Annotated in this window: 20 protein-coding genes; 10 read left to right on the top strand and 10 right to left on the bottom strand. The window is 66.8% G+C overall.

Annotated elements, in window-relative coordinates:
* Nucleotides 1-53: 53 nt before the first annotated feature.
* A complete protein-coding gene (gene flhB, locus ASC81_RS04550) occupies nt 54-1229 on the bottom strand; it encodes a flagellar biosynthesis protein FlhB (protein ID WP_056263225.1) in 1176 nt (391 codons plus the stop codon).
* A 174-nt stretch (nt 1230-1403) separates the two neighbouring features.
* On the opposite strand from flhB, the gene ASC81_RS04545 reads away from it, so the two are divergent.
* Complete coding sequence (locus ASC81_RS04545; RefSeq protein ID WP_056263222.1) at nt 1404-2162, top strand: ABC transporter substrate-binding protein; 759 nt, start codon at nt 1404-1406, stop codon at nt 2160-2162.
* A gap of 42 nt (nt 2163-2204) precedes the next feature.
* Here the strand turns inward: ASC81_RS04545 and ASC81_RS04540 are convergent, their stop codons facing one another.
* The 8 genes from ASC81_RS04540 to ASC81_RS04505 all read right to left on the bottom strand — a co-directional run bounded on the left by ASC81_RS04540 (nt 2205) and on the right by ASC81_RS04505 (nt 7715).
* Nucleotides 2205-2843 (bottom strand): protein phosphatase CheZ, encoded by a 639-nt coding sequence (locus ASC81_RS04540; protein ID WP_056263220.1) that lies wholly within the window; start codon nt 2841-2843, stop codon nt 2205-2207.
* A gap of 15 nt (nt 2844-2858) precedes the next feature.
* Nucleotides 2859-3239 (bottom strand): chemotaxis response regulator CheY, encoded by a 381-nt coding sequence (gene cheY / locus ASC81_RS04535; protein ID WP_369820837.1) that lies wholly within the window; start codon nt 3237-3239, stop codon nt 2859-2861.
* 65 nt (nt 3240-3304) lie between these two features.
* Complete coding sequence (motB, locus tag ASC81_RS04530; RefSeq protein ID WP_082536247.1) at nt 3305-4285, bottom strand: flagellar motor protein MotB; 981 nt, start codon at nt 4283-4285, stop codon at nt 3305-3307.
* A gap of 117 nt (nt 4286-4402) precedes the next feature.
* Complete coding sequence (gene motA, locus ASC81_RS04525; protein ID WP_056263214.1) at nt 4403-5260, bottom strand: flagellar motor stator protein MotA; 858 nt, start codon at nt 5258-5260, stop codon at nt 4403-4405.
* A gap of 89 nt (nt 5261-5349) precedes the next feature.
* Nucleotides 5350-6102 carry a trans-aconitate 2-methyltransferase gene (locus ASC81_RS04520; RefSeq protein WP_056263213.1) on the bottom strand — a complete coding sequence of 251 codons (753 nt, stop codon included), beginning with the start codon at nt 6100-6102 and terminating at the stop codon, nt 5350-5352.
* 22 nt (nt 6103-6124) lie between these two features.
* Nucleotides 6125-6661: a flagellar transcriptional regulator FlhC gene (gene flhC / locus ASC81_RS04515; protein ID WP_056263210.1), complete on the bottom strand. Its 537-nt coding sequence runs from the start codon at nt 6659-6661 to the stop codon at nt 6125-6127.
* A 52-nt stretch (nt 6662-6713) separates the two neighbouring features.
* On the bottom strand, nt 6714-7034 hold the full coding sequence (flhD, locus tag ASC81_RS04510) for a flagellar transcriptional regulator FlhD (RefSeq protein ID WP_056263208.1): 321 nt from the start codon (nt 7032-7034) through the stop codon (nt 6714-6716).
* Nucleotides 7035-7253: 219 nt separating this feature from the next.
* Nucleotides 7254-7715, bottom strand: coding sequence for a hypothetical protein (locus tag ASC81_RS04505; protein WP_056263206.1), 462 nt, complete (start codon nt 7713-7715; stop codon nt 7254-7256).
* 434 nt (nt 7716-8149) lie between these two features.
* Here ASC81_RS04505 and ASC81_RS04500 point away from each other — a divergent pair, with 434 nt between their 5' ends.
* The 8 genes from ASC81_RS04500 to ASC81_RS28150 all read left to right on the top strand — a co-directional run bounded on the left by ASC81_RS04500 (nt 8150) and on the right by ASC81_RS28150 (nt 15183).
* The gene (locus ASC81_RS04500) at nt 8150-9016 is read left to right on the top strand and encodes a flagellin (RefSeq protein WP_056263203.1); all 867 of its coding nucleotides are present in this window, start codon (nt 8150-8152) and stop codon (nt 9014-9016) included.
* A gap of 338 nt (nt 9017-9354) precedes the next feature.
* A complete protein-coding gene (locus ASC81_RS04495; RefSeq protein WP_056263200.1) occupies nt 9355-10224 on the top strand; it encodes a flagellin in 870 nt (289 codons plus the stop codon).
* Between the two features lie 170 nt (nt 10225-10394).
* Nucleotides 10395-11273: a flagellin gene (locus tag ASC81_RS04490; protein WP_056263199.1), complete on the top strand. Its 879-nt coding sequence runs from the start codon at nt 10395-10397 to the stop codon at nt 11271-11273.
* A gap of 105 nt (nt 11274-11378) precedes the next feature.
* A complete protein-coding gene (gene fliD, locus ASC81_RS04485) occupies nt 11379-12797 on the top strand; it encodes a flagellar filament capping protein FliD (RefSeq protein WP_056263196.1) in 1419 nt (472 codons plus the stop codon).
* Nucleotides 12798-13016: 219 nt separating this feature from the next.
* A complete protein-coding gene (fliS, locus tag ASC81_RS04480) occupies nt 13017-13451 on the top strand; it encodes a flagellar export chaperone FliS (protein ID WP_235533567.1) in 435 nt (144 codons plus the stop codon).
* A gap of 37 nt (nt 13452-13488) precedes the next feature.
* A complete protein-coding gene (locus ASC81_RS04475) occupies nt 13489-13788 on the top strand; it encodes a flagellar protein FliT (RefSeq protein WP_056263190.1) in 300 nt (99 codons plus the stop codon).
* 175 nt (nt 13789-13963) lie between these two features.
* The gene (locus ASC81_RS04470; protein ID WP_056263187.1) at nt 13964-14692 is read left to right on the top strand and encodes a flagellar brake protein; all 729 of its coding nucleotides are present in this window, start codon (nt 13964-13966) and stop codon (nt 14690-14692) included.
* On the top strand, nt 14689-15183 hold the full coding sequence (locus ASC81_RS28150; protein ID WP_056263185.1) for a GspH/FimT family pseudopilin: 495 nt from the start codon (nt 14689-14691) through the stop codon (nt 15181-15183). Before ASC81_RS04470 ends, ASC81_RS28150 begins: the two co-directional genes overlap by 4 nt.
* Before the next feature lie 164 nt (nt 15184-15347).
* On the opposite strand, the gene fliE is transcribed toward ASC81_RS28150, so the two are convergent.
* Nucleotides 15348-15674 carry a flagellar hook-basal body complex protein FliE gene (fliE, locus tag ASC81_RS04460; RefSeq protein ID WP_082536246.1) on the bottom strand — a complete coding sequence of 109 codons (327 nt, stop codon included), beginning with the start codon at nt 15672-15674 and terminating at the stop codon, nt 15348-15350.
* Nucleotides 15675-15820: 146 nt separating this feature from the next.
* Between fliE and fliF the strand changes: the two genes are divergently transcribed.
* Nucleotides 15821-17515 carry a flagellar basal-body MS-ring/collar protein FliF gene (gene fliF / locus ASC81_RS04455; protein WP_056263183.1) on the top strand — a complete coding sequence of 565 codons (1695 nt, stop codon included), beginning with the start codon at nt 15821-15823 and terminating at the stop codon, nt 17513-17515.
* Nucleotides 17516-17527: the final 12 nt, after the last annotated feature.

Genomic DNA, 17527 nt, shown 5'->3' with positions numbered 1-17527 from the left:
CGGAGAAGCGGCGGGAAAACCGGGCTGTTCTCACCCGGCCGGGTGTCCCGCGCTCACGCCGTGAAGTCTTGCTCAGGGTCGGGCGACCAGCCCGGCTTGTTGTGCGGGTCGAGCTCCGGCGGCACGTGCGGATGCGGTACATCGGGGCGCGGCGCATTGCGCGAGGCCATCGCGGCGCGCAACTGGTAGACATAGGCCAGCACCTGGGCCACGGCGCCGAACAACGCGGCGGGGATCTCGTGGTCGACCTTGGCGTGGGCGTAGAGCGCGCGGGCCAGCACGGGCTGCTGCAGCACCGGCACCTTGCTCTCCTTGGCCAGGTCGCGGATCTTCATGGCCAGCAGGTCGGCGCCCTTCGCGATGACCTTGGGCGCGGCCATCTTGCCTTCCTCGTACTTCAAGGCAACGGCATAGTGGGTCGGGTTCATGACCACCAGGTCGGCCTGCGGCACGGCGGCCAGCATGCGGCGCTTGGCCATGTCGCGCATGATGGCGCGCATCTTGGCCTTGACCTCGAGGTTGCCCTCGACCTCCTTCATCTCCTGCTTGACCTCTTCGCGACTCATGCGCATGCGGCGCAGCCAGAGCTGGCGCTGCAGCGGCACGTCGATGGCGGCAAATACCGCCAGCGCGATGGCCAGCACGCCCAGGGCGCCCATCAGCTGCTGCCCGGCGTAGGCCAGCGCCGACGGCAGCGGCACGGACATGATGCTCACATAGGCGGCGAGCCTGTCCTTGAGCACCATGGCGCCGACGACCCCCAGCACCAGCGCCAGCAGCACGGCCTTCATTGCGGTGCCCAGACCCTGGCCGCTGAACAGCCGGCCAATGCCGGTGAGCGGATTCAAGTTGGTGAACTTCGGGCTCAGCGGCTTCATCGTCCAGTTCCAGCCGCCGCTGGCCAGGTTGCTGGCAATGCCCACCAGCATCAGCAACGCAGCGATCGGGCCCGCCACCAGCGCAAAGGCCAGCGTCATCTCGACCATGCGCTCGCCCATGAAGCCCGGGCGGGCCAGCAGGCTGGCGTCGAAGTGCAGGCCGGTGATCAGCGTTTGACGCAGCTTCTCGATCATTTGCGGACCGCCCACGGCCAAGGCCGCGCCGCCCGCGACCATCATCGCGAAATGCGGCAGGTCGCGAGAACGCGGCACTTGGCCCTCGGCCCGCGATTTTTCAATCTTCTTGGGCGAGGCGGGTAAGTTGCGATCCTGTGCGTCTTGGTCGGCCATGTTGCTACTGCTGCGCTAGGGCAGGATTGTTCGAGGCCGCGCCCGGGACTTGAGCGAGAAAAGCGGTGTGGTTGGCCGCCTGATCGTGGCCCTGGCCCTTCCACTGGGGCGAGGTGTGCAGGATTGCCGCCTTCAAGGCGCCAACACCCGGACGGGCAGGTTTACGCTTCACGCATGCCCCGCCACTGGATCCGCCCGCTCGCGCTGTTGACCGCGGCTTGCGCCGGTGTGGGCAACGCCGCAGCGCAGGCGCCGCTGGTCATCGAGTACCGCGACAAGCCACCCTACAGCTACACCCAGGATGGCAAGCCGGCAGGCTTCCTGATGGAGCGGACGGCGCGGTTGCTCAAGCGTGCCGGCATCGCCGCGCACTATGCCGAGGTACCGATCCGGCGCACCCTGCAGCATCTGCAGGCCAACCAGGCGGCCCTGTGCTCGCCGGGTCTGTACAAGAACCCGGAGCGCGCGGCCTTCGCGCGCTTCTCGCTGCCCATCCACCGCGACAGGCCCCATGTGGTGCTGGCCCACGCCAGCGTGGCCGCGCAAATCCGCAGCCTGCCGCGCGTGGCCCAGCTGTTCTCAGACAGCACGCTGCAGCCGGGCATGCTGGACGGCGTGTCCTACGGCCAGCAACTGGACCAGCACCTCACCGCCGCCGCCAGGCCGGTCGTGCGCGCGCAATTGACGCCGCTGCAGCTGGCTCGCATGGTCAGTGCGCGCCGCGTCGACTACATGCTGATTGACGAGGAGGACCTGGGCTGGTTGCGCAAGGACGCCGAGTTCGCGCCGCTGCCGCTGGTGCGCATCGAGTTCGCCGACATGCCGCGCGGCGAGCTGCGCTACCTCGCCTGCTCGCAGCAGGTCGAGCCCCAAATGATGGACAGGCTCAACCAGGCCATCCGCGAATTGCCGACCGACGCGCCGGCCGAATGAAAAAAGCCGGCACAAGGCCGGCTTTGGACGGGACGCGGCGCGTCAGAAGCCGAGGCTGGCCAGCAGGTCGTCGACCTCGCCCTGGTCCGCCACCACGTCGGTGCGGCCCGCGGGGTTCACGACCGGGCCCTGCAGGATGCTGGGGTCGACCTTTTCGCGCTGCTCGGGCGGCACGACCTGCACCAGCAGCTTGACGAGGCTGTCTTCCAGGTCGTTGGCCAGCGTGACCACCTTGGCGACGACCTGACCGGTGAGGTCGTGGAAGTCCTGCGCCATCATGATGTCGGTCAGGTGGTTGTCGATGCGCGCGGTGCGGCTTTCGACTTCCTTGACGAAGTTGAGCACCATGCCGCTGGCGACGGCCTTGACCGGGTCGGCGACGATGGCATCGGCCATGGCGCGCGTGGCGGCCGAGATCTCGGCATGGTCAGCCTTGGCGGCATCGACGGAGTTCAGCACCTTCTCGGCGGCCGCGGCCGTCTTGGTGGCGATGTAGCTCAGGCGGCTGCGGGCGTCGGGCAGGCCGTCGGTCGCCAGCTGCAGCTTGGGCATGACACCCAGCTGCTGCATCGTGTCGTGCAGCACCCGGGTGATGGTGCCGAGCTGCTGAAAGACCTCGGGCGAGACCAGCAACGGATCGTTGTTGCCGGCGGCCAACTTGGCCAACTGTTCCATCGACATGGCTGTGCTCCCGGGTCAGGCCGCAGCGGCCAGCTTCTGCATGATCTTCAGGACTTTTTCTTCCAGCGTCGCCTTGGTGAAAGGCTTGACGATGTAGCCCGCGGCACCCGACTGGGCGGCCAGCACGATGTCTTCCTTGCGGGCCTCGGCGGTGACCATCAGTACGGGCAGGTGCTTGAGGTTGGGATCAGCCTTGATCGCGCTGAGCAACTGGAAGCCCGTCATGTTGGGCATGTTGATGTCGCTGACGACGAAATCGAACTTGGCGCCCTTGAGCATGTTCAGCGCTTCGACGCCGTCCTCGGCCTCTTCGCAGTTGTTGTAGCCGATCTCTTTCAACAGGCCGCGCACGATGCGGCGCATGGTCGAGAAGTCGTCGACGACCAGAAATTTCATGTCAGCGCTCATGGCGGTCCTCTCTCAGAGCTGGCGGTATTCAGGGGTCAGCGCGCAGTCTAGTTCTAGCGCGCCGGCGCCGGTGTTTGAGTTTGCGGCATTTTCCCGGGAGGCGGCACTTGCGTGGCGCCAGCCTCCGCGGGCGGGGTGTCGGGCTCGGGTTCGGGGTCGTCCGGCACGTTCTTCAGCACGGCATCCTCGGCATCGCGGTTCATCACGATGATGCTGATGCGGCGGTTCAGCGCGCCGTTGGGGTCCTTGGCATCGAGCAGCTTGCTTGCGGCCAGCCCCTGCACACGCAGCATGCGCGCCTCCGACAGGCCGCCGGCCACCAGCTCGCGACGCGACGCGTTGGCGCGGTCGGCCGACAGCTCCCAGTTGCTGTAGCCCGCAGAGCCGCCGGAGAAAGGCTGCGCGTCGGTATGGCCCTCGACGGTGAGGCGGTTGGGCACCTCGGTCAGCACGCTGCCCAGCTCGCGCAGCAGCTCGCGCATATAGGGTTTCACGACGGCGCTGCCGCTGTCGAACATCGGCCGGTTGCCCTCGTCGACGATCTGAATGCGCAGGCCTTCCTTGGTCATGTCCAGGCGGATCTGGCCGCCTAATGCGGCGAGCTTGGGGTTCTCGGCCAGCACTTCCTCGACCTTGGCCTTGAGCTGCTCCAGCCGGGACTTCTCGGCCTTGCGCTGCTCTTCCTTGAGCGCGCGCAGCGTGTAGCTGGCGCGCCGGGCGGCGCTCTCGCCTTCCTTGACCTGGCCGGTCTCGCGCGTCAGGTCCTTGCCACCGCCGCGCACGACGCTGGAGGAGTCCCCCGAGCCCGAGCCGCCCAGCATGGACACGCGCAGCGGCGACTGGAAGAACTCGGCGATGCCCTTCTTGTCGCCCTCGGTGGTGGAGCCCAGCAGCCACATCAGCAGGAAGAAGGCCATCATGGCCGTGACGAAGTCGGCGTAGGCGATCTTCCACGCACCGCCATGCACCGCATGGCCGCCCTTCTTCACCTTCTTGATGATGATGGGCTGGAGCTTTTTCGCGTCACCGGCCATCTGGATCAGCCTTTGCAAAAGGCAAATGCAACCACAGAGGCACAGAGGCACGGAGAAAGACAAAGACGCATTGCCTCTGTGCCTCCGTGCCTCCGTGGTTGCATTTCATTGGCTCCATCACTTCTTTTTCACGTGACTCTCGAGCTCGGTGAACGACGGCCGGACATCGGAGAACAGCACCTTGCGGCCGAATTCGATGGCGACCTGGGGGGCATAGCCCTGCATGCTGGCCAGCAGCGTGGTCTTGATGCACTGGAATTCCTTGCCGGCGTCTTCCACCTTCTGCTCCAGCAGGCCGGCCAGCGGCTCGGCAAAGCCGTAGGCCAGCAGGATGCCCAGGAAGGTGCCGACGAGGGCCGAGCCGATCATGCCGCCCAGCACCGCCGGTGGCTGGCCGACCGAGCCCATGGTGTTCACGACGCCCAGCACGGCGGCCACGATACCGAAGGCCGGCAGGCCGCCGGCCAGTCGCTGCAGCGCGGCAACGGCGGCGTGTTCTTCCTGATGGTGGGTCTCGATCTCGCTGTCCATCAGCGATTCGATCTCGTGCGCGTTGAGGTTGCCCGACACCATCATGCGCAGGTAGTCGGTGATGAACTCGGTGACGTGGTGGTCGTTGCCGACCACGGGGTACTTCTGGAACAGCGGGCTGTTGTGCGGGTCCTCGACGTCCTTCTCGATGGACATCAGGCCTTCCTTGCGGGCCTTCTGCAGGATGTCGTACATCAGCGCCATCAGCTCCATGTAGCGCGCCTTGCTGTACTTGCTGCCCTTGAAGCAACGCCCCAGGCCGGCCACCGTCGCCTTGATCACCTTCATCTGGTTGTTGGCCAGGAAGGCGCCGAGGGCGGCGCCGAAGATGGTGATCATCTCGAACGGCAGCGCAGTCAGGATGACGCTGATGTTCCCGCCGTGTCCGATGAACACGCCGAAGATGCAGACCATCAGGATGGCCCAGCCGATGAGAACGAACATGGGGTGAGGCGTTGGGAGGTTTCAGGCCATATCGGCCCGATGCCGGGGGGCTGAAGAAAGTATGCCGCGCCGTGCCCGGGGTGAACGTGTCAATTGGGCGGCTTTGACGCTGCTTTCCGCGCAGGGCGGTAAAGCCGCACGTACTGGCCGCCGGGCAACTGCCAGCTGGCCGCGGGGGTGACGTCGGGCACGGCGAAATCCAGGCTGGCCAGCCAGGCCCCCGGCGCCAGCTCGGCGCAGGCCTTGGCCCAGACGCGCGGCATGGACTCGGGGCGCTGGAAGACGTAGACCAGCGCGAACGGCGCCCAGTCGTCGGCCCACAGGTCGCCCTGGCGCACCGTGGCGCTGCGCACCCGCACGCTTGCAAGCCAGGCCAGCGGCCGGCTCCATTCCACGCCCTCGACGCGCGCCTGCGGATAGGCGTGAAGCAGTTCACGCAAGCCGTCGCCCACGCCGCAGCCGGCGTCCAGCACGCGAGCGCCGGGCGGCAGCGGCGCCAGGCTCGGCAGTCGCTCAAGGGCGCCACGCGGTGTCGGGAACAGGGGCGCTTCAGACCAGCTGCGGCGCGGGTACAACCACCACAGCAGCGCCAGTGGCACCAGCCACAGCAGTCCGGAGGTGCCGCCCTGCCAGCCCAGGGCCAGAACCGACGCCGGAAAACCCAGCGCGACGATGAGCCGCCGCCAGCGTTGTTGCTGCAGCCAGCCCAGCACGCCACCGACGGCAGCGCCCGCGGCGAGCGCCGGGCCGGGCGACAACCCCGCCGCCAACGCAGCCGCATAAACGAACCAGGCCGCCAGCCAGCTCAACAGAGCGGGCAGCGGCCAACGGGTGATCCACATGGCGAGAGTTTCGCCCCGGCGATCAGTGCATCTGAATGGAACCTTGCGCGCGGCCCTTGCCGGCGCGGGCGGGCGGGTTGCACAGACCGCAGACGTAATGGCGCGCCACTTCATGCGGGTGGGTGACGAAATGACCGTTGCACTTGGAGCACTTGGTCAGCGTCAGCATGCCGTTGTCGACGAACTTGACGAGGCGCCAGGCACGCGTCACGGACAGCATGGCTTCCAGGCCCTGGGCCGTGGTCTGCTCTTGATAGAGCTGGTAGGCCTTGATGACGGTGTCGATCTCATCCATCTCGGCGGCCTTGTTCAGGTACTCGTGGATATTCAGGAAGAGGCTGGCGTGGATGTTGGGCTGCCAGGTCATGAACCAGTCGGTCGAGAAGGGCAACTGGCCCTTGGACGGCGACTTGCCGCTCACTTCTTTGTAGAGGCGCAGCAGGCGCTCGTAAGACAGGTCGGTTTCCGATTCCAGCACCTGCAGGCGCGCACCGAGGTGGATCAGCTGGACGGCACGGTCGATCTGCTTGGCTTCGGTGAGGATGCTCTTGACGCGCATGGTGTGGCTCCGGGGAATCTGTGAACGGGTTGGCAGCGAATCGGGCGATGGATCAGGCGTGCTCGTGGCGGCCGGCCATCAGGATCGATGCATGCAGGCGCGAAACCGATTCGTTGGCGCCCGGCTTGCTGTGGTTGGTCAGCAGTCCCCACACCAGGTCATCGCTCATGCGGAAGGCGCACAGCAGCGTGTTGCCGGAAGCGATCTTCATGATCTGCGCCGGGCTCAGCGTGCCGATCAGCGTGGCCGTGTCTTCGCTGACGCCCAGGCGGTACAGGGCCTGCTCGCGGTCGGCGCGGATCAGGCTTTGGGCCAGCATCAGATAGGACAGATTGGCTTCACGGATCTCGGCGAGCATTTGGTCGGTGTTCATGGCGGCTTCCGTTTCAGAGAGGTGATGGGGTGTTGCGGATCAGTGAAACGGATTGTGTTGACCCCTCTTCTTTCCCGATATCAGGCTGCGTCGGTACGCGCTGTCACCGCGGCATGAAGGCCTTGTCAGCGAAATTCCTACAAGCGCGTCGGCGCCAAAAGCAGAAGCCCCGGCAGCTTGCGCTGGCCGGGGCCCCGGGTGTGAAAAGCGTCGCGGAAATCAGCGCTCGCGACGCAGGCGTTCCAGTTCGATCATGGCCACGGGCACCAGCTCGGGCGCCTCGGCCTGCAGGCTGACGCGGCCGGCGCCCGACTGCAGTTCGGTCAGCACGCCGATGGCGCGATCATGTTCGCCGCGGCCCGACAGCGCAAAGGCCAGCGTGTAGAGGCTGGGGCCGTGCAGCGAGCTGGCCTGCAGCGCGCGCTCGGCATAGGCCACCGCGTGGTCCAGCTTGCCGGCCGCCAGCAGCAGCGCCGCCATGTCGGACAGCAGGTCGTGGCTCATCGGCTCATCCTGCAGCGCGTCATACAGCACGCCCAGGCCGCCGCCGAGGTTGCCCTTGGCCGCCTCGGCGAAGGCGGTATTGCGGGCGCGCGCCAGCAGCATGGCCGGCGAGTTGTCCGGGACCGCGACGGGACGGTGGGCGTTCTTGGGTCGGGCTGTCGTCGACGAGGCGCGCATGGCGGGGCTCCAGGTCCGGCGCAGGGGTTCGGCCGGGATGGAACGCACTTTAGGAAGCGCCGGGCCGGTCGATCTGATGAAAAGCCTGGTCAATCACCGCCGCTTTTCTCGCCGGCGGTCGATCCAACGAACAGGCACCTGCAACTCCTTTTATTCAAAAGATCACGCTCTTGACAAATCGCGCTAAAGAAACTTCTGCGCCGCACCGATAGCCATTGCAACGGGGCTACTCAGCCTCGTGGTCCGGCTAGAAGGCCGAAGTGTTGTGACACCGCCCCCTGGTGGTGGCACAGCTTCAGAGGTTGACTGGCGTCGGGCGTCGCTGCAACGGCGTGCCTGCCAAGGTGCGCCGGAGTGGATAGCACGGGTGCCAAACCCGGGCACTCGAGTCTTCGTCCGGCGGCTTGCCGGTATATCTAGCAAAAGGAAACATCATGGCCTCGGTCATCAACACCAATCTGCTGTCGCTGAACGCGCAGCGCAATGCGTCCACCTCGCAGGCCTCCCTGGCCGTCTCGATGCAGCGCCTGTCCTCGGGCCTGCGTGTCAACTCCGCCAAGGACGACGCCGCCGGCCTCGCCATCTCCGAGCGCCTCAACGCTCAGGTGCGTGGCTCCAACGTCGCCATCCGCAACGCCAACGACGGCATCTCGCTGGCCCAGACGGCTGAAGGCGCGCTGGCCAAGGTGGGCGACTCGCTGCAGCGCATGCGTGAACTGGCAGTGCAGGCTCGCAATGCGACCAACACCAGCGCCGACAAGGACTCGCTCGACAAGGAATTCGGCGAACTCGCCAAGGAAATCCAGCGCGTGCTGGGCGGCACGACCTTCAACGGCCGCGCCATCCTGGCTACCTCGGCTGCCGGCACCCAGACCTTCCAGGTCGGCGCCAACGTGACCTCCAATGACCGCATCGACGTCGTCACGACCGACATGACGGCCGACGCCGATGTCGTTGCCGTCGCCGGCACCGACAACACCGGTGCTGGCCGTGCCGTGATCGACAACACCGCCGGTGGCGCCGCCATCGACACGGTCATCACCAACATCGACTCCGCGCTGGACACGGTCAACAGCGAGCGCGCTACGCTGGGTGCTTCGCAGAACCGCTTCGACGCCGTCATCTCCAACCTGCAGATTTCGGTCGAGAACCAGAGCGCCGCCAAGAGCCGCATCACCGATGCTGACTTCGCCCAGGAAACGGCCAATATGTCACGCGCCAGCATCCTGCAGCAGGCCGGCAACGCCATGATCGCGCAGGCCAACCAGATCCCGTCGCAGGTCCTCTCCTTGCTTCGATGACGCCGGGCCAGCACCGCTGGCCCTGAGTGAACTGCCCGTCACGAAGGCAGAAATCCTCACCCCTCCAGCACAAGCTCCTTGACGCACGCCCGCCGCCGCGGGTGGCGTTTTTCGGAGCGACATGCAAAAGGATTCAAGTCAATCCATCAGTCGACGATAACCAGTCCAACGGGTTCGCGAAAACATTCGAGGACCACGTGGTCCGGTCAGCCGGCCCCGATCAGCGCATGGGCGCACAGGGCAGGACGCGGACGTGGCTTTCCCCTTTGGGGAGGCCAGTTGCAACCGCTTTTGACCGGCTTCGCACCGGACTTGTTCGTCAACGAAAGGATTGAGTCATGCCTCAAATCATCAACACCAACATCGCTTCCCTGAACGCACAACGCAACACGGCGATGTCGCAGTCGTCCCTGGCCGTTTCCATGCAGCGCCTGTCCTCCGGCATGCGTGTCAACTCGGCCAAGGACGACGCGGCAGGCCTTGCGATTGCCGAACGCATGAACGCCCAGGTCCGCGGCTCCCAAGTCGCCATCCGCAACGCCAACGACGGCATCTCCCTGGCGCAGACGGCTGAAGGCGCGCTGTCCAAGGTGGGCGACGCGCTGCAGCGCATGCGCGAACTCGCCGTGCAGGGCCGCAACGCGACCAACACCAACGCCGACAAGGACTCGCTGGACAAGGAGTTCGGCGAACTGGCCAAGGAAATCCAGCGCGTGCTGGGCGGCACCACCTTCAACGGCAAGGCCGTGCTGGCCACCGCCGCCGCCGGCACCCAGACCTTCCAGGTCGGCGCCAACACCACCGGCAATGACCGCATCGACATCGTCACCACCGACATGACGACCGATGCCACGATCACCACCGTCGCCGGCACCGACAACACCGGCGCGGGCCGGGCCGTCATCGACAACACCGCCGTGGGCGCGACGATCGACACCGTCATCGCCAACATCGACCTGGCGCTGGACAAGGTCAACGGCGAGCGCGCCACGCTCGGCGCATCGCAGAACCGCTTCGACGCCGTGATCTCCAACCTGCAGGTCGCCGTCGAGAACCAGAGCGCCTCGCGCAGCCGCATCATGGACGCCGACTTCGCGGCAGAAACGGCCAACCTCAGCCGCGCCCAGATCCTGCAGCAGGCCGGCAACACCATGGTGGCGCAGGCCAACCAGCTGCCCCAGCAGGTGCTGGCCCTGCTGCGCGGCTGAAGCCCGCAGCAAACCGCGCCGCACCTCAAAAGGTGGCGGCGCGGCGTTTCGGATTGGCGGTGGTTTAGGCCTTTGATCGGGCTTTCGGCAAACCGGCGCACTTTCAGAATTCGGTCCATCGAGTCTCGGCACCACTTAGCCGGCTCGGCGACCGAATCCAGGAGTGCGCGATGCCACAAACCATCAACACGAACATCAACTCGCTGAACGCTCAGCGCAACCTCAACTCCTCCCAGCAATCGCTGGCGGTGTCGATGCAGCGCCTGTCGTCCGGCTTGCGGGTGAATTCCGCCAAGGACGACGCGGCGGGCCTGGCCATTGCCGAGCGCATGAACACGCAAGTCCGCGGCATGAACGTTGCCATCCGCAACGCCAATGACGGCATTTCGCTGGCGCAGACCGCAGAAGGGGCGCTGGGCAAGATCGGCGACAACCTGCAGCGAATGCGAGAGCTGACCGTGCAGGCCCGCAATTCCACGAACAGCAATTCCGACAAGGATTCGCTGAACAAGGAATTCGAGCAGCTCGGCTCGGAAATCTGGCGGATCGTCAATGCGACCACCTTCAACAGCAAACCCATCCTGGCCGACACGGCAGGCGTGGCGGCGGGCACCGGCCAGACCTTCCAGATCGGCGCCAACACCACGAGCAACGACTCCATCACGGTCGCGGCCCTGGACCTGACGCAGGACCCGACGGTCGTCGCGCTGCTCGGCGCCGGTGCGGCGCCCTTCCCGGCGCTGATCGACAACACCGCGGACTTCACCGCCCTGGGCGTCGTGATGGACAACATCGACCTGGCGCTGGACACGATCAACAACACCCGGGCGACCTACGGTGCGATCCAGTCGCGTTTCGACGCGGTAATCTCCAACCTGCAGGTGGCCGTCGAGAACCAGACCTCCGCCCGCAGCCGCATCATGGATGCCGACTTCGCGCAGGAAACGGCCAACATGAGTCGGGCCCAGATCCTGCAGCAGGCCGGCAACGCGATGGTGGCCCAGGCCAACCAGCTGCCGCAGCAGGTGCTGTCGCTGCTGCAACGTTGAGGCCCGCAAGGGTCTCGACAAAAAATTCTCTCCGGGGCCTAAAGTTCCGGAAACCCAAGCCGATATCGCTCTTGCATATCGGCTTTTCCTACTTCCTTCAGCAGCATGGCAACCATCACCTCCGCCGGCATCGGCAGCGGCCTCGACGTCGAGTCGCTGGTGAGCAAGCTCGTCGCCGCCGAACGAACCCCCATCACCCAGCTTGCCAGGCGCACGGAAGGCCTGCGGACCGAACTGTCCGTCTTCGGCAAGGTGCAAAGCTCGCTGGCCGCCCTGCGCGACGCCGCGTCCAAGCTCACCGCACCGGCCACCTGGGGCGGCACCCTGGCCACTTCCAGCGACACGACGTCCGTCGCCGTCAGCGCCGGCGCCGGTGCAGCCATCGGCAACGTGACGGTGCAGGTCAACCAACTGGCCAACGCGCAGACGCTGGTCAGCGGCACGCCCTATGCCAACTCGACCACCACCGTCGGCCAGGGCAGCCTGACCATCACCCTCGGCGCCTGGGGCACCGACGGCAACGGCGATGCCACGTTCACCGACAAGGCCGGCGCCACGCCGGTCACGATCAATATCGGCCCCGGCCAGGACACCCTGGCCGGCATCCGTGACGCGATCAACGCGGCGGGCGCCGGTGTCACCGCCTCCATCGTCAATGATGCGTCGGGCTCCCGCCTGACCATGCGCTCCACCGCCACCGGCGAGACCAACGGTTTCCGCATCGACGCCGACCCCGGCCTGGCCGACTTGGGCTATGACCCACGCATCGGCGTCACATCGCTGATCCAGACGCTGCCGGCGCAGAACGCCCGCGCGCTGATCAACGGCATCGACATCAGCTCCGAGTCCAACACGCTCAAGGAGGCCATCGACGGCCTCAACATCACGCTGCTCAAGACGACCACCATCCCGGCCAGCGTGTCCGTCGGCCAGGACAAGGACTCGATCAAGAAGATCATCAGCGACTTCACGACGGCCTACAACGCCGTCAATGCGCTGCTGCGCGAACAGACCAAGTACGACTCCGCCGCCAAGACCGCCGGCACGCTGCAGGGCGACGCGACCGCCGTGGGCCTGCAGAACCAGCTGCGCAGCATCATCGGTGGCACCACCTCGCTGGCCGGCAGCATCGGCCGCCTGGCCGAGATCGGCCTGGAGCCCGGCAGCGACGGCAATCTCAAGACCTCGGAAACCAAGCTCAACACCGCCTTGGGCAACCTCGACAGCCTGAAGACCCTGTTCATGGGCCTGGACGGGACCAACAGCGGCAACGACGGCTTTGCGCAGCGCATCCGCAGCTATGTCGACGGCGCGCTCAGCACCGATGGCCGCATCACCAGCAAGCAGGCCGGGCTGCAGAAGCTGATCGACAACAACAGCAAGAGCATGGACCGGCTGGAAGACCGGGCGGCCATCACCGAGGCCCGCCTGCGCGCGCGCTACTCGGCGCTGGACACGCAGATGGGCAAGCTCAACGGCCTGTCCAACTACGTCACCCAGCAGCTGGCCCTGTTGAACAAGTGAGGCCGCGCGGCAGCCGCCGCAAAAACCCATGACGGCGACCTCGGTCGCCGTTGTCGTTTGTGCGCTGGGCCCGCACAGCGCAGCCGGGCTTTGCAATAGGGCGGAATAGCCGCACAGTTCGTGGCAAGTTCCGGCGAAGGCCGGCTCAAGTTCACCCCCGGGAAGGCCGAAAAACAGTCAACACGACGACGCCAACCCAGACACCCCATGTACGGCAACATGTCCTCCCCCTTCGCAGCCCGCAACCAGCGCGCCACCCTCTACGCCAAAGTCGGCCTGGAGACCGATGTCCAGGCCGCCAGCCCGCATCGCCTCGTCGCCATGCTGTTCGACGGCGTGTTCGACGCGATGAACCAGGCCGCCCAAGCCATTCCCGCCGGCAACGTCGAGCTGAAGAACCGCTCGCTGTCGCGCGCCGTGCGCATCCTCGATGAAGGCCTGCGTGCCGGGCTGGACCTGTCCGCCGGCCAGCTGGCCGTCGACCTGCGCGAGCTCTATGGCTATGTCTGCATGCGCCTGACCCAGGCCAACCTGCACGGCGACCTGGCCGCCATCGAGGAGTGCCAGCGCCTCCTCAGCCCCGTGCGCGAAGCCTGGGGCGCCATCGCCCAGACACCGGCCGCGCTCGGCAGCGACGCCGCCCGCGCCGCCTGAGCCCCCGTTTCCCAAAGAATTAGCCGGTGCCCCCGACATGAACTCTGAACTTCTGAACTACTACGAAGCCATCGAGCAAGCCAGCGCCGACATGCTGTCCGCCGCCCGCACGGGCAACTGGGACGAAGTCGTCAAGCTCGAAGGTGCCTGCGTGCTGCTGATCTCCCAGCTCAAGGCCGCGGCCAACCACAACCAGCTGGGCGGCAACGAGTCGCAGCTGAAGACGCGCATCATGCAGCGCATCCTGCTCAACGACGCCGAGATCCGCCACCTGGCCGAGCCGTGGCTGGAGGATCTGGACCATGTGCTCAAGGGCAGCAGCCGACTGGTCCATTGAGCCCCTCGCTCAGTCTCGCCGCGCTGAACGCGGGCGCGCCTGATCGGTCCCCCGAGGGGACGGCGACGCTTGCGGCATTGAGCCGCAAGCACATCGCCCGGCGGTCCGGCTTGGGAGCGGCCCGGCGCTCGGCCCGAATACCTGATACCGCCTGCGCGCGGCTACCATCGCCTGCATGAGCGCCACTGAAGCCACTCCCGAGGACCTGCGCGTCACCTCCACCGCCGAGATCGCGGCCTATCTGCAGCAGCTGCAGCGCGAGGGCGCCGGCGTGTTGTTGAGCGGCCCGCAAGGCAGCCTGTCCAGCCGCATCTGCGCAGTGGATGCCGAGGCCGACCTCATCGGCCTGGAAATCGGCGCCGACCCGGAAGGCATCAGCCAGACGCTGGTCGCCGGCGCCGAGATCACGGCCGTGGCCTACCTGGGCACCATCAAACTGCAGTTCGAGTTGGAGGCCCCCGTCCTCGTCAGTGGCGAACAAGGCACCGTGCTGCGCGGCACCATGCCAAGCCGGCTCTACCGCTTCCAGCGCCGCCAGTCCTACCGTGTGCAGCCCGCCGGCAGCGCCTACCCGCGCGTCATCCTGCCGGGCGGCGCGCACGCCGGGCATGCGGCACGCGTGCTTGACATCAGCATCGGCGGCCTCGCGCTGGCCCTGCCGGCCGACTTCGCCGGGCCGCCAGTGGGCCAGGTTGCCCATGGCCTGGTGCTGGAGCTGGACCGCATCAGCGCCTTGCGCATCGCCCTGCTGCCCCACCATGTCAGCCCGATCAGCGGCGATGCCAGCGGCGCACAGCAGCTCGGCTGCTCGTTCGTCGAACTGGATGCCAACGCTGCGCGCTCGCTGCAAGTCTACGTAGACCAGACGCAAAAGCGCCGTCGCTTGTTGAAGCTGGATCCATGAGGGCGGATCGCGCGCGCGGTTTCACGCTGCTGGAGGCGGTGTTTGTCGTTGCCGTGGTCGGCATCCTGGCGGCAGCTGCGGTACCGAGCTATGTCGACTACCTGGCCCGCGAGCGCCTGCGCCACGTGGCCAGCCTGCTGGAGCTGGACCTGCGCCGCGCGCGCACGCTGAGTGTCGACGAAGGGCGCAACATGTATGTGAGCTTCAGCAGCGGCGCCCAATGGTGCTGGGGCGTCAGCCGCCAGACGCCCTGCGACTGCGCCACCGGCCAGCCGCGCTGCGAGCTGGGTGGCGAAACCCACCACGAGTACAAGGGCACGCTGCTGCAGTCTGGCCAGAGCGTCACGTTCCAGGCCGGCATGGGCCGCGCGCTGGACTGGACGCGCATCGGCCTGTCAAACAACCGCAACCAGCAGTTGCGCATCGACCTCAACCCGCTGGGCCGGCCGCAGATCTGCGGGACCGACTCCCGCAAAAACAGCAGTTGCTGAATGTGAGCCCCTCGCCTGGTCCTGCCGCCTTGAACGCGGGCGGCCCAGTCGGTCCCCCGAGGGGACGGCGATGCTTTCGACATTGAGCCTCAAGCACATCGCCAGGGCGGGCCGGCTTGGGAGCGGCCCGGCGCTCGGCCCGATAACCGCTTGGCCAATAGCCGTCAGATTTGCATGTTCATGATTTCAGAGTAGGCCGACACCAGGCGGTTGCGCACCTGCAGCGTCGCCTGGAAACCGATCTGCGCCTTCTGCATGGAGACCATGGTCTCTTCCAGGCTGACGGTCGGGTTGTCCAGCTGCACCTCGCGCTGCATGCGCGCCGCCTCGGACTGCTGGGCGCTGACGTTCTTCAGCGCCTGCGTCATCGCATCGCCGAAGCTGGCGCCTGATGTAGCGGGAGGCTTGACCGACAAGGGCTGCCCGTTCACCGCCAGCCCTGCACGGGCGGCGGCCTGGGCAAAGTCGAAGGGGCGCAGCTTCATGTCCATGGGGCCGAACTTTGGCACCGAGTCGCGCGCCAGAAGCGCGGAGATGCATGGGCGCAGTCGGCCACTTCGGCGCTTTCTTGAGGGGGCCGGCACGAATAATTTGCGGCATCGGCCGATCCCCGGCCTCCCCTGCAGTCTCGCCCTCGATGGACAACGCCCTGAGCGCCCCCCCAGCCGCCGCCCCGGTGATGATCACACCGGTCGACGCGCAGCCCAACTTCGTCCAGCGCCTCTCCGGCCTGCCGATGCGCAGCAAGCTGAGCATGGGCGCCGGCCTGGCCGCCCTGGCCGGCGCGGTGCTGGCCATCACGCTGTGGTCGTCGCAGGGCGACTACCGGCCGCTGTTCTCCGGCTTGGCCGACAAGGACGGCGGCGCCGTCATCGGCCAGCTGGCGGCCTTGCAGGTGCCCTACAAGCATGAGGCCGGCGGCACCATCCTCGTGCCGGCCAGCCAGGTGTATGAGCTGCGCATGAAGCTGGCCGCACTGGGCCTGCCCAAGGGCGGCAATGGCAACACGGTCGGCTTCGAGCTGATGGACAAATCCAGCATCGGCCAGACCCAGTTCAACGAGCGCCTGAACTTCCAGCGCGCCCTCGAAGGCGAGCTGACCCGCACGATCACCGCCATGTCCGACGTCGCCGATGCGCGCGTGCACCTGGCCATCCCGCAACAGAACGGCTTCTTCCGCGAGCAGCAAAAGCCCAGCGCCAGCGTCATGCTGACGCTGCGCGGCGGCCGCGCGCTGGACCGTGCGCAGATCGCCGGCATCGTGCATCTCGTCTCCAGCAGCGTGCCCGAGTTGACGCCCAAGGCCGTCAGCGTGCTGGACCAGAGCGGCGCCCTGCTCTCCCAGACCGGCGCCGATGTCGCCACCGGCCTGGACGGCCAGCAGCTGCAATACAAGCAACAGGTCGAAGCCGGCTTCAACAAGCGCATCTTCGAGCTGCTGGAGCCGGTCGTCGGCCGCGACAACCTGCGCTCCACGGTCACCGCCGACGTCGACTTCTCGCAGACCGAGGCCACCGCCGAGGAATACCGCCCCAACCAGGGCCCGAACGCCCAGGCCGCCGTGCGCTCCAGCCAGAGCAACGAGTCCAACAGCGCCAACGCCGCCCAACCCACCGGGGTGCCGGGCGCTGCCACCAACCAGCCGCCGGTGCCGGCCGCCGCTCCCATCAACGGCGCCGCCGCACCGCTGCAAGCTGCCCAGGGTGCGCAAAACAACGGCAACACGCGCCGCGAGCAGGTCACCAACTACGAAGTCGACAAGACCGTGCGCGTGACGCGCGGCGCCGTGGGCAACGTCAAGCGCCTGAACGCCGCCATCGTCGTCAACCACCGCACGGTGACCGACGCCAAGGGCAAGACCAGCACCCAGCCGGTGCCGCCCGAGGAGGTCACGCGCCTGACCGAGCTCGTCAAGGAAGCCATGGGCTTCAACACCGAGCGCGGCGATTCGGTCAAGGTCATCAGCGCGCCCTTCGTCGTCGACAAGACCGAGCCGGCCGACGTGCCGCTGTGGAAGCAGCCGTGGCTGCTGGACATCGCCCGCAGTGCCATCGTGCCGCTGGCCTTCGTCGCCATCGCGCTGATTGCCGTGTTCGGCATGATCCGTCCCGCCATCAAGGCCGCTGCGCCGCTGCCGCCGGAGGAAAAGCCCGAAACCGTCGACGAAGTGGTCGACGACACCGAACTGCTGCCGGGCGCCACGGGCATGCCCAGGCTGGAAGCGCCACTGCACAACGCCAAGCTCGACCGCGCTCGCTCGCTGGCCCGCGACAATCCAGTCGCAGTCGCTAACATCATGCGCGACTGGATGGCGGGGCAGACCGCCAGCTGATTCAGGGCTGAA

Origin of the sequence: Pelomonas sp. Root405, assembly GCF_001425165.1 — a bacterium.
GTDB lineage: Bacteria > Pseudomonadota > Gammaproteobacteria > Burkholderiales > Burkholderiaceae_C > Pelomonas.
This window is presented reverse-complemented; position numbering and strand designations above follow the sequence as displayed.

Coding starts and splice junctions, on each gene's coding strand:
- fliE (WP_082536246.1), bottom strand. CDS start 15,674: ATGGACATGAAGCTGCGCCCCTTCGACTTTGCCCAGGCCGCCGCCCGT.
- flhB (WP_056263225.1), bottom strand. CDS start 1,229: ATGGCCGACCAAGACGCACAGGATCGCAACTTACCCGCCTCGCCCAAG.
- ASC81_RS04470 (WP_056263187.1), top strand. CDS start 13,964: ATGAGCGCCACTGAAGCCACTCCCGAGGACCTGCGCGTCACCTCCACC.
- fliF (WP_056263183.1), top strand. CDS start 15,821: ATGGACAACGCCCTGAGCGCCCCCCCAGCCGCCGCCCCGGTGATGATC.
- motB (WP_082536247.1), bottom strand. CDS start 4,285: ATGGCCGGTGACGCGAAAAAGCTCCAGCCCATCATCATCAAGAAGGTG.
- ASC81_RS04520 (WP_056263213.1), bottom strand. CDS start 6,102: ATGTGGATCACCCGTTGGCCGCTGCCCGCTCTGTTGAGCTGGCTGGCG.
- ASC81_RS04475 (WP_056263190.1), top strand. CDS start 13,489: ATGAACTCTGAACTTCTGAACTACTACGAAGCCATCGAGCAAGCCAGC.
- motA (WP_056263214.1), bottom strand. CDS start 5,260: ATGTTCGTTCTCATCGGCTGGGCCATCCTGATGGTCTGCATCTTCGGC.
- ASC81_RS04540 (WP_056263220.1), bottom strand. CDS start 2,843: ATGTCGATGGAACAGTTGGCCAAGTTGGCCGCCGGCAACAACGATCCG.
- ASC81_RS04505 (WP_056263206.1), bottom strand. CDS start 7,715: ATGCGCGCCTCGTCGACGACAGCCCGACCCAAGAACGCCCACCGTCCC.
- fliS (WP_235533567.1), top strand. CDS start 13,017: ATGTCCTCCCCCTTCGCAGCCCGCAACCAGCGCGCCACCCTCTACGCC.
- ASC81_RS04495 (WP_056263200.1), top strand. CDS start 9,355: ATGCCTCAAATCATCAACACCAACATCGCTTCCCTGAACGCACAACGC.
- flhC (WP_056263210.1), bottom strand. CDS start 6,661: ATGCGCGTCAAGAGCATCCTCACCGAAGCCAAGCAGATCGACCGTGCC.
- ASC81_RS04490 (WP_056263199.1), top strand. CDS start 10,395: ATGCCACAAACCATCAACACGAACATCAACTCGCTGAACGCTCAGCGC.
- ASC81_RS04500 (WP_056263203.1), top strand. CDS start 8,150: ATGGCCTCGGTCATCAACACCAATCTGCTGTCGCTGAACGCGCAGCGC.
- ASC81_RS28150 (WP_056263185.1), top strand. CDS start 14,689: ATGAGGGCGGATCGCGCGCGCGGTTTCACGCTGCTGGAGGCGGTGTTT.
- flhD (WP_056263208.1), bottom strand. CDS start 7,034: ATGAACACCGACCAAATGCTCGCCGAGATCCGTGAAGCCAATCTGTCC.
- cheY (WP_369820837.1), bottom strand. CDS start 3,239: ATGAAATTTCTGGTCGTCGACGACTTCTCGACCATGCGCCGCATCGTG.
- ASC81_RS04545 (WP_056263222.1), top strand. CDS start 1,404: ATGCCCCGCCACTGGATCCGCCCGCTCGCGCTGTTGACCGCGGCTTGC.
- fliD (WP_056263196.1), top strand. CDS start 11,379: ATGGCAACCATCACCTCCGCCGGCATCGGCAGCGGCCTCGACGTCGAG.